Genomic DNA, 9297 nt, shown 5'->3' with positions numbered 1-9297 from the left:
CGACGAGGGCCCCGCCGGCTGGCGGGGCCCTCGTCGTACATGGGATGAGTGGAGATGGCGGGAATCGAACCCGCGTCCACCGGTGTGGGAACAGGGCTTCTCCGAGCGCAGTCCGCTGTGCTTTTCTCGGCCCCGGAGATCACGCGGACAAGTCTCCGACGGGCTCAGTCACTGTGTGATTTCCCACTACACCCCGTGACCGGGTCTAGTGGTTTAGTTCCCTAGCTGATGCCAGGATCCGGGTCGGGAACAGCCCCGGGCTGACACTTCGCACGTCGCTACTTAGGCAGCGAGGGCGAAGGAATCGCGCTTGGTGTTGGCGATTATTGGTTTCGGCATATGGTTTACGAGATCATTGCCGCTTCCTCGGCTCGCTTCCCCTGCTTCGACAGCCGGTGTCGAAACCGATCATCCCCATGTGGTGTTTTCAAAGGTGGTGCCGCGCCCTCGTATGGGGCACAGCGCCATCATAGGTGAACAACGCGCGACAGGGCCACATCATTCCCGCCGCCCCGGAACGCGTTTCCCGGCCGGTCAGGCCCACCGCCGCGCCGCTCAGGCCCCGCCCACCGGCCAGGCCGCCCGCCGCCCGCCGCGCCGCTCAGGCCCGCTGGCGCCGTCGCGCCGCCGAGATCGCCCGCTCGGCCTCCCGGCGGTCCTGCCGCTCGCGGAGGGTCTGCCGCTTGTCGTACTCCTTCTTGCCCTTGGCGAGCGCGACCTCGACCTTGGCCCGGCCGTCCTTGAAGTACAGGGCCAGCGGCACCAGGGTGTGCCCGGTCTCCTGGGTCTTGCCGATCAGCTTGTCGATCTCCGCCCGGTGCAGCAGCAGCTTCCGCCGGCGGCGTGCCGCGTGGTTGGTCCACGTCCCCTGGCTGTACTCGGGGATGTGCACGTTGTGCAGCCATGCCTCGCCGCCGTCGAGCTGGGCGAAGCCGTCCACGAGCGAGGCCCGTCCCTGACGCAGCGACTTCACCTCGGTCCCGGTCAGCACCAGACCGCACTCGTACGTGTCCAGGATGTGGTAGTCGTGCCGCGCCTTCTTGTTCTGCGCGATCAGCTTGCGACCCGTCTCTTTAGCCATGGTCAGGCCATTCTCGCACTAGGACCCGCCTCCGAGGCCACTCAATACCGTGCGCGCCCGCGCTTCCTCCGACGGGCCGTCGTCGTCGCCCACCGTCAGGTCGGGGTCGATGCCCGCACCATCGACGTTACGCCCGGCCGGGGTGCGGTAGTGGCCCACGGTCAGCTCGGCGACCGAGCCGTCGGGCAGTTCGCTCGGCATCTGCACCGAGCCCTTGCCGAAGGTCCGGGAGCCCACGACGACGGCGCGACCGCGGTCCTGGAGGGCTCCGGTGAGCAGCTCGGCGGCGCTCATGGTGCCGCCGTCGACCAGCACCACCAGCGGGCGGTCGGTGTCGCCGCCCGGCCGCGCGTTGAGAACGCGCTGGGTACCGCGGACGTCATAGGTGGCGACCAGGCCGCCGTCGAGGAAGGAGGAGGCGGCGGTGACGGCCTCGGAGACCAGCCCGCCGGAGTTGCCCCGCAGATCGAGCAGGATGCCGTCGCCCCGGGGCGCGGAGCGCACCGCGCGCCGGATCCGCTCCCCACTGCCCTTGGTGAACGAGTCGACCTTGATCAGGACGGTGCCGGGTCTGTCGCCCTCCTGATCGCCGAGCCGGTCCACGGTCACCGGGTCCGTGGACAGCCGGGCCCGGCGGAGCGTCTGCTCCCACTCATGGCCGCCGCGCCGCAGCCCCAGCTCCACCCGGGTGCCCGGGGAGCCGTCGGCGGGGCCGCGCAGCAGCGCCACAACCTCGGTGACGGGCCGGCCGGTGACGCTGTCGCCATCGATCGTGCGCAGCCGGTCACCGGACCGGATCCCGGCCTTCTGGGCGGGGCTGCCGGGCTCGACGCGCTCCACCGCGATCCGCCCGTGGGCGTCCCGGTGCGCGGAGATCCCGACGCCGACGTACACCCCGTCGAGGTTCTGGCGGAAGCCCTCGTACTCACGGGCGCTGTAGACCGCGCCCCACCGGTCTCCGCTGCGGCTCACCACCTCGCGGGCGGCCTTCGAGGCGGACTTCCCGTCCTCCTGGGCCGCGGCCGCGGCTGCCTTGACCTGGTCGCTCTCGACCCCGCCGACGTAGGCACCGGCCGGTATCCGGCCGGCCTGGGCGTCCCGGCGCGGTCCGGGCTCGGCGCCCCAGGAGCCGACGGCCGCGCCGGTGGCGAGCACGCTGACGAAGACCAATGTCAGGGCGGCCCTGCGGCGAATGCGGCGGGGCTGGACGAACAAACACGGGCCCGACATGCCGGTGAGTGTAGGGCACCAACAGGCGCCGTACGGTGGGTTGTCCGGTACGACGCCCTAGGCGAATGTCACACCTTGAGGTACTTGCGCAACGCGAAGAACGCCGCGAGCGCGGGCATCAGCAGCCCGATCGCCAGCACCAGCGGCAGCTTGGCCAGCACCGCGTCCCAGCCGATGAAGTTGATCACATCGATCTTGTCCACCAGCCAGTTGTTGACCAGGAAGTACTGTCCGCTCACCAGCAGCACACAGGCGAAGCCCGCGCCCAGCAGCCCGGCGATGGCGGCTTCCATGATGAACGGCATCTGGATGTAGAAGCTGGACGCGCCGACCAGCCGCATGATCCCGGTCTCCCGGCGGCGGCTGAACGCCGACACCCGCACCGTGTTGACGATCAGCATCAGCGCGACGATCAGCATCAGCGTCATCACGCCGAGCGCCGCGAAGTTCATGCCGTTGAGCAGGTTGAACAGGTCGCCGACCAGCCTCTTCTGGTCCTGGACCTCCTGCACTCCGGGGCGGGCGGCGAAGGCGGTGGAGATGACGTCGAAGCGCTCGGGGTCCTTGAGCTTGATGCGGAAGGACTCCTGCATCTGGTCCGGGGTCAGCGAGGAGGCCAGCGGCGAGTCGCCGAACTGCTCCTTGTAGTGCTTGTACGCCTCCTCGCTGGTCTCGAACTGCACCGACTCGACGATGTTCATCCGCTTGAGCTCGGAGCGGATCTCCTCCTTCTGCGCCTCGGTGACCGCGCCCTTGGCGCAATTGGCCGAGGTCTCCTTGTCGTTCTTGTTGCAGAGGAAGATCGAGACGTTGACCTTGTCGTACCAGTAGCCCTTCATCGTGCTCACCTGCTCGCGCATGAGCAGGGACCCGCCGAACAGGGCGAGCGAAAGGGCGACGGAGACGATCACCGCGAAGGTCATCGTGAGATTGCGGCGGAGACCGACGCCGATCTCCGACAGGACGAACTGGGCGCGCATGGCGTCCTTTCAGTGCTGGTAGCCGTAGACGCCGCGGGACTGGTCGCGGACGAGTCGGCCCTTCTCAAGTTCGATCACGCGCTTGCGCATCTGGTCCACGATCTGCTGGTCGTGCGTGGCCATGACGACCGTGGTACCGGTCCGGTTGATCCGGTCCAGCAGCTTCATGATGCCGACGGAGGTCTGCGGGTCCAGGTTTCCCGTCGGCTCGTCGGCGATCAGCAGCATCGGACGGTTGACGAACGCGCGGGCGATGGCCACCCGCTGCTGTTCACCACCGGAGAGTTCGCCGGGCATACGGTCGTCCTTACCGCCCAGCCCCACGAGGTCGAGCACCTCGGGAACGGTTTTCCGAATGGCAGCGCGCGGTTTGCCGATCACCTCGAGCGCGAAGGCGACATTCTCCCCGACCGTCTTGTTGGGAAGCAGCCGGAAGTCCTGGAAGACGGTCCCCAACTGGCGGCGCATCTGCGGCACCTTCCAGTTGGACAGCCGCGCGAGATCCTTGCCCAGCACATGGACCGCGCCATGGCTGGCGCGCTCCTCGCGGAGCAGCAGCCGGAGGAAAGTGGACTTTCCCGACCCCGAGGAGCCCACCAGGAAGACGAACTCGCCCTTCTCGATCTCGAGCGAGACATCCCGGAGTGCGGGACGGTTCTGCTTGGGGTATGTCTTGGATACGTTGTCGAATCGGATCACTGAAGCACCACGGTCGACCTGGGTAGCGGTACGGGCTGCAGCCGAAGCGGCTCCCGTCGGTGAGCGTGACCATACGCGAAGCGCACAGGGGCGCGCAGTCCGCCGTCCGGCGTTGGTGCGTTTCTTCACGCCACCATTGGGGGCAAACGGTTGACAATCCGCCCGTCGGGACGGCCGAAACGGCCACGGAACCGGTACGGATACGGCACGGAATCGTGCGGGGCGCGCCGAACCGGACGGAAGCTGGCACAGTGGAAGGGGAACCAACCCATTTCCCTGAGCGTTGGCCCCGTGTCTACTGCGGCACCGCCGCGCGGGAGGAGAAAGCGCATGACGTACGACAGGCTCGTCTGCGCCAACTGCGCGAGCCCGGTCAGCGAGGGCCGCTGCCCGGTCTGCCGGGCCAGCAGGGAGCGCCTGCAGCAGGACGGCATCTTCGGCGGGCTGACCCCGGCCGCGCTGATAGCACTGCTGGTGGCGCTGATCGCGGTGGCCGTGCTGGCGCATGAGATGGCGGTGGCGTAACGCCACGCGACGCGGTGTGACCCCCCGCGTACAGCGAGGTGTCCGCATGTGACACGCATACGTGCACACACGAGGGGCCCGGAGCTCTGCAGCGCTCCGGGCCCCTCACTGTGCGTAGGGCGTGATCAGGCCACGTTGTTGCGGTTCACCAGGCGCGGCATCAGGCGGAAGCCGATACCGCCGGCGATCATGGTCGCGGCACCGACCAGCAGGAACGTGGTCTCGGAGGCACCGGTCTCGGCCAGCTGCTCCTTGGCCTTGCCCTGCTGGACCGGCTTGGAGCCGACGTTGTCGGTGCCGGTGTTGTCGTCGCAGCTGGTGCTGTCGAGGTCCACCGTGCAGGTGCTCTCGTCGCCGCCACCGGCGCCACCGGCGCCACCGCCGCCCTGGCCGGGCGTGCTCGGCCCGGCGGTGGGCTCGCCGGACGGCTCGTGGGTGGGCCCACCGGTCGGCGGCTGAGTCGGCTCGTCCGTGGGCGGCTGGGTGGGCTCGTCCGTGGGCGGCTGGGTCGGGTCGTCGGTCGGCGGCTGGGTCGGCTCGTCGGTCGGCGGGTTGGTCGGGTCGTCCGTCGGCGGCTGGGTCGGCTCGTCGCTCGGGTCGCCGGTCGGGATCGAGGTCGGGTCGTCCGTCGGATCCTCGGTCGGCTTGCCGTGGCCCTTGCCGACACCGACGCCGACGTCCAGACCCTTCTCGTCCGCGTTGGCCGAGACGTTCACACCGCCGATACCAACATCAACACCAACGGCCGATGCGGCGCCGGCGGCGGTGAGCGACGCGCCGGCGGCGATCACCGCACCGGCCGCTATTCGCGCAACGCGCAGCCGCGTCTTCTTCGTCATCTGCCTGCTACCCCCAGTAGCTGTACTCGTCAATGGAGCAGCTATGCACGGGGCAACGGCTCGGGGTGTCTCAGTCTCCGCGGTCCCCAACCCTCTGAGGCGGTCCGCGGGCCCCCGTTCACACGCGCCCCAGTCATACGCATGCCGCGCGTCAGCCTTCCCAGTTTTCAAACCACCGTCAAGGCCATTGCATGCGAGATGTCCGCTATGGAAGTGGTTGACGGGTACATGGGTACAGGACTGTGACCAAAAACGCGGTGGGCGCGGCCCGTTGGGGCAGCGGGAGGGCTCCCGGGGTCCCTTCCTCCAGGCCCCCTCCTCCCGGGACTACTTCTCCTGCTCCTGCTGCTTGCGCCAGCGGATCCCGGCCTCCAGGAATCCGTCCAGCTCACCGTCGAGAACCGCCTGCGGGTTGCCGACCTCGAACTCGGTGCGCAGGTCCTTGACCATCTGGTACGGGTGCAGGACGTACGAACGCATCTGGTTGCCCCAGGAATTGCCGCCGTCGCCCTTGAGCGCGTCCATCTTGGCCTGCTCCTCCTGGCGGCGCCGCTCGAGCAGCTTGGCCTGGAGGACGTTCATCGCGGTCGCCTTGTTCTGGATCTGCGAGCGCTCGTTCTGGCAGGAGACGACAATGCCGGTGGGGATGTGGGTCAGCCGCACGGCGGAGTCGGTGGTGTTGACGCCCTGACCGCCGGGGCCCGAGGAGCGGTAGACATCGACGCGCAGTTCGGACTCGTCGATCTCGATGTGGTCGGTCTGCTCGACGACCGGCAGCACCTCGACGCCCGCGAAGGAGGTCTGACGGCGGCCCTGGTTGTCGAACGGCGAGATCCGCACCAGGCGGTGGGTGCCCTGCTCGACGGAGAGCGTCCCGTACGCGTACGGGGTCTGCACGGCGAAGGTGGTCGACTTGATGCCGGCCTCCTCCGCGTACGACGTCTCGTAGACCTCGGTCTTGTAGCCGTGGCGCTCGGCCCAGCGCAGATACATCCGCTGGAGCTGCTCGGCGAAGTCGGCGGCGTCCACCCCGCCCGCCTCGGCCCGGATGTTCACGACCGCCTCACGGGCGTCGTACTCACCGGACAGGAGGGTGCGCACCTCCATCTCGTCGACCGCCTTGCGCACGGCCTCCAGCTCGGCCTCGGCCTCGGCGCGGGCGTCCTCGTCACCCTCGGCCTCGGCCAGCTCGAACAGCACCTCGAGATCGTCGATCCGGCCACGCAGCTCCTCGGTCCGGCGCAGCTGCCCCTGGAGATAGGAGAGCTTGCTGGTGACCTTCTGGGCGTTCTCCGGGTCGTCCCACAGGGACGGGGCCGCCGCCTGCTCCTCGAGCACGGCGATGTCGGCCCTCATCTTGTCGAGGTCCAGGACGGCCTCGATCGACCCCATGGTCGAGGAGAGGGACTTCAGCTCTTCGGATACATCGACGACTGCCACGGCACCAGCGTAACCGCTGCGGAAGACTGACCGTCCCCGGTCAGGGCGTAGCGGGCTCCTGGGAGGCCGAGTGCTCGCCGCCCCCCGGCGGCTCGCCGCCGTCGTCGCCGCCCGTCGCCAGCCATCCGCCGATCCCCACCGCGACCAGGGCGGCCAGGGTGACCGCGGCCACCTTGAGCCGGCGGCGGCGCAGCGCGCCCGCGACCGCGGGGTTGCGGGCCGAGCCCGCGCGGCGCTGGCCGTGGACCCGGGGGGCGCGGGCCGTGCCGTGGGCGCCGCCCGCCAGCTCGTCCGCGCTGGGTACCCGCATGCTGGTGTGGGTCTCCCGGGTGGAGTCCGGCACCGCGCCGGGGACCAGCGGCACCGCGCCGCGCCGCCGCGAGGGCGTACGGTCGGCCCCGGGGGTGGGGACGGCGACGCCGCGGGGCGGGGTCTGCGCGCTTCGGCTCTCCCGCTCGGCCTCCTGCTGCTCATCGGGCTCGTCGATGTCCAGCGGCGGATATCCGGCCAGGCTGGGCAGCACCTCGCGCAGGCGGGCGGCCAGCTCCGAGGCGCGCAGCCGGGAGGCGGGCGCCTTGGCCAGGCACTGCAGGAGCGGCTGCCACAGCTCGTCGGGGATCCCCGGCAACGGCGCCACGGTCTCGGTGACATGCCGGCGCAGGATCGCGCCCGGGTGGCCGCCGCCGAACGGCGTGAAGCCGGCCAGCAGCTCGTAGAGGACCGTCGCCAGGGCGTACACGTCCACGCTGGCCCGGGGCGGCAGCCCCTCGACGATCTCGGGGGCGAGATAGTCCGGAGTGCCGATCACGCTGCGCGGGTGCGGCGAACGGCCCTGGGACGAGGCCCGGTCGCGGGCCGGCTGGGCGCGGATCGGGGTCGGCTCGTCGACCAGGCGCGCGACGCCGAAGTCGGTGAGCAGGGCCGGGTGCGAACCGCCGGGGCCGAGCGGACCCCGCATGTCCAGCAGCACGTTCTCCGGTTTGACGTCGCGGTGCACCACCCCGGCGGCATGGGCCGCGGCCAGCGCGTCGGCGACGTCCGCGGCGATCGCCACGGCGGCCTCGGGGGCGAGCCGGCGCTCATGGTTCAGGCGGGTGCGCAGATCCGTACCGCGGACCAGGTCCATGACCAGCGCGAGATCGTTGCCGTCGACCACCAGGTCGCGCACCCCGACCACCCGGGGATGGTCGAGGCCGAGCAGTGCGGTGCGCTCCTGGACGAAGCGCTCCACGAGTTCCTGGTCGGAGGAGAGGTCCTCGCGCAGGAGCTTGATGGCGACGGGTCCCTCGGGCCCCTCGCCCAGCCACACCGTGCCGGCGCTGCCGCGCCCCAGGAGCTGATGCGCGGTGTACCGACTGCCGATCTTCCGTGACAAGACTGCTCCGAATCCTCCGACAAGGGGGGCACGTTGGCGACAAAGCTACGCGGCTACTGGCGCGTTGGGTGCACCAGACGCCGCCAACTGTCACTTCTGCGGCGGAAAACACCCTTCGGATGTCGACAAATCACCGGAGTCTTACCCGAGTCGTACCGGAGTCGCACAAGGGGAACGGAACGGCTCGGCCCCGGGGCCCCGGGCACTTCCGGGGCCCCGGGGCCGGTCAGGACGGTGGGGCGGTCAGTTCGGTGGGCCTGGTCAGGACGGTAGACCTGGCAAGGCTGGTGAGGCGATCAGGCCGGTGGGCCGGTCGGTCGGTCAGCTCGGGCCGCCGAGGTCGGAGATCCAGCCCTTGACGTCGCTGATCCAGCCGGTCACGGCGTCCCAGTAGCTCTGGCCCTCGGCGATCCAGTCCTTGAGCGGGGTCAGCTCCCAGACCAGCCAGGAGCCGATGACCAGGACCACGATCACGAAGAGACAGCCCTTGAGGCACCCCAGGCCCGGGATCCTCATCCGGTTGGGGTTGGAGCCCCGGGGCTCCCGGCGCGGCTCCGGCTGCTGCGGCGGCGGGGCGTAGCGCTGCGGCTGGGGCTGCTGGGGGTGGTGCGGCGCCGGGGCGTACTGCTGCGGCTGCTGCTGGGCGTACGGCGGCGGCTGCTGGCGGCCCCGCTGGCGCTGGGGCTGCTGACGCTGGGGCGGCTGCTGGGGCTGCTGGTACTGCTGCGGCTGCGGCGGCTGCTGGGGCGCGGGGCGGTGGGGGCGGCGGCGCAGCGGGTCCTGGCTCGGGTCGAGGTACTGGACCTGGGTCTGCTCGTTGCGGTCCCGGGCCGCGCGCATCTGGTTCTGCCAGGGGTGCGGATCGTCCTGGCCCGGCGGCACGGGCGGCATGGCACGGGTCGGGTCGGCGCCTCCGGCCGGTCCGGAGCCGGTGGGCAGCACCTGGGTGGGGTCGGCGTTCGCCCCGGTGGTCGGCATCACGTTGGTGGGCGCCGCCGGGTCGTACGAGGGGGCGCCGCCCGGCGCGTTCGTGGGGAGCACCTGGGTCGGGTCGGCCGGGCCCGCGGGCCCGGTGTCCGGGACCGGGGCGGGCGCCGGGTCCGGGGCGAGCAGCGCGGCGACGCCGAG

Annotated in this window: 8 protein-coding genes, 1 other RNA gene and 1 pseudogene; 1 reads left to right on the top strand and 9 read right to left on the bottom strand. The window is 70.6% G+C overall.

Features of this window, described 5'->3' with window-relative positions:
* Window positions 1-46: 46 nt before the first annotated feature.
* The 5 genes from ssrA to ftsE all read right to left on the bottom strand — a co-directional run bounded on the left by ssrA (window position 47) and on the right by ftsE (window position 3990).
* Window positions 47-416, bottom strand: a transfer-messenger RNA (tmRNA) gene (gene ssrA / locus AXW62_RS37310).
* A gap of 185 nt (window positions 417-601) precedes the next feature.
* Window positions 602-1081 carry an SsrA-binding protein SmpB gene (gene smpB / locus AXW62_RS37305; protein ID WP_030835773.1) on the bottom strand — a complete coding sequence of 160 codons (480 nt, stop codon included), beginning with the start codon at window positions 1079-1081 and terminating at the stop codon, window positions 602-604.
* A gap of 18 nt (window positions 1082-1099) precedes the next feature.
* Window positions 1100-2311: a S41 family peptidase gene (locus AXW62_RS37300; protein ID WP_079106159.1), complete on the bottom strand. Its 1212-nt coding sequence runs from the start codon at window positions 2309-2311 to the stop codon at window positions 1100-1102.
* Between the two features lie 68 nt (window positions 2312-2379).
* A complete protein-coding gene (gene ftsX, locus AXW62_RS37295; protein ID WP_030835766.1) occupies window positions 2380-3291 on the bottom strand; it encodes a permease-like cell division protein FtsX in 912 nt (303 codons plus the stop codon).
* Window positions 3292-3300: 9 nt separating this feature from the next.
* Complete coding sequence (ftsE, locus tag AXW62_RS37290; protein ID WP_030835764.1) at window positions 3301-3990, bottom strand: cell division ATP-binding protein FtsE; 690 nt, start codon at window positions 3988-3990, stop codon at window positions 3301-3303.
* A gap of 330 nt (window positions 3991-4320) precedes the next feature.
* On the opposite strand from ftsE, the gene AXW62_RS37285 reads away from it, so the two are divergent.
* On the top strand, window positions 4321-4515 hold the full coding sequence (locus tag AXW62_RS37285; protein WP_060948291.1) for a hypothetical protein: 195 nt from the start codon (window positions 4321-4323) through the stop codon (window positions 4513-4515).
* Between the two features lie 125 nt (window positions 4516-4640).
* Here AXW62_RS37285 and AXW62_RS37280 read toward each other — a convergent pair whose 3' ends face one another.
* The 4 genes and pseudogenes from AXW62_RS37280 to AXW62_RS37265 form a co-directional block, all read right to left on the bottom strand.
* Window positions 4641-5354, bottom strand: coding sequence for an LPXTG cell wall anchor domain-containing protein (locus AXW62_RS37280; RefSeq protein ID WP_060948290.1), 714 nt, complete (start codon window positions 5352-5354; stop codon window positions 4641-4643).
* 327 nt (window positions 5355-5681) lie between these two features.
* A complete protein-coding gene (prfB, locus tag AXW62_RS37275) occupies window positions 5682-6794 on the bottom strand; it encodes a peptide chain release factor 2 (RefSeq protein WP_030835755.1) in 1113 nt (370 codons plus the stop codon).
* 40 nt (window positions 6795-6834) lie between these two features.
* Window positions 6835-8169, bottom strand: coding sequence for a serine/threonine-protein kinase (locus tag AXW62_RS37270; protein WP_060948289.1), 1335 nt, complete (start codon window positions 8167-8169; stop codon window positions 6835-6837).
* A 321-nt stretch (window positions 8170-8490) separates the two neighbouring features.
* A pseudogene (locus AXW62_RS37265) lies at window positions 8491-9297 on the bottom strand (serine/threonine protein kinase); the annotation flags it as partial.

Source organism: Streptomyces hygroscopicus subsp. hygroscopicus, assembly GCF_001553455.1.
In the GTDB taxonomy this organism is placed as follows: Bacteria; Actinomycetota; Actinomycetes; order Streptomycetales; family Streptomycetaceae; genus Streptomyces; species Streptomyces hygroscopicus.
Note: the sequence above shows the minus strand (reverse complement) of the source record. Positions and strands in the feature narration are given on the sequence as shown.

Excerpts from the sequence above, each read along its gene's own strand:
- AXW62_RS37300 (WP_079106159.1), bottom strand. The coding sequence starts at position 2,311 with ATGTCGGGCCCGTGTTTGTTCGTCCAGCCCCGCCGCATTCGCCGCAGG.
- AXW62_RS37280 (WP_060948290.1), bottom strand. The coding sequence starts at position 5,354 with ATGACGAAGAAGACGCGGCTGCGCGTTGCGCGAATAGCGGCCGGTGCG.
- ftsX (WP_030835766.1), bottom strand. The coding sequence starts at position 3,291 with ATGCGCGCCCAGTTCGTCCTGTCGGAGATCGGCGTCGGTCTCCGCCGC.
- AXW62_RS37285 (WP_060948291.1), top strand. The coding sequence starts at position 4,321 with ATGACGTACGACAGGCTCGTCTGCGCCAACTGCGCGAGCCCGGTCAGC.
- smpB (WP_030835773.1), bottom strand. The coding sequence starts at position 1,081 with ATGGCTAAAGAGACGGGTCGCAAGCTGATCGCGCAGAACAAGAAGGCG.